Origin of the sequence: Halorubrum sp. SP9 (genome assembly GCF_005435015.1) — an archaeon.
Classification (GTDB): Archaea; Halobacteriota; Halobacteria; order Halobacteriales; family Haloferacaceae; genus Halorubrum; species Halorubrum sodomense.
Genome location: NZ_SGXU01000457.1, coordinates 1 through 385, shown reverse-complemented (window position 1 = coordinate 385; position 385 = coordinate 1). Strand labels below are relative to the sequence as shown.

1 protein-coding gene is annotated in these 385 nt (G+C 68.6%); it reads right to left on the bottom strand.

All coding sequences use genetic code 11. The annotated features are described in order from the left end of the window. Positions 1–385, bottom strand: a 385-nt coding sequence (locus EXE45_RS18235; RefSeq protein ID WP_137695148.1) for a metal ABC transporter permease, incomplete at both ends; no start/stop codon positions are given.

Below are 385 nucleotides of genomic sequence, written 5' to 3'. Positions count from 1 at the left end.
TCCCGAAGAGGAACTGGTTCACCCCGACCGCGAGCCCGCCCGCGTTGAGGCTGATGAGCGTCGTCCCCAGCGCGAACCCCGTCGAGAGGACGATCGCCATCGAGACGTCGTTGTACGCGTCGGTCGTCTCGGAGATGAGCTCGATGAACAGCGCGGCGATCATCGCCACGACGACCGCGGTGAGGTACGGCGACACCCCGAGGTCGATGACGGCGTTGAGGAAGAGCCCGACCGCGACCCCGGCGAACGCCGTGTGCGCCAGCGCGTCCCCGATCAGCGCGAGCTGGCGGTGGACGAGGAAGGTGCCGATGAGCGGCGCCATCACGCCCACGCAGAGCCCGACGAGCACCGGCCGGTGCATGTACCGGTAGCGCGGGTTCAACAT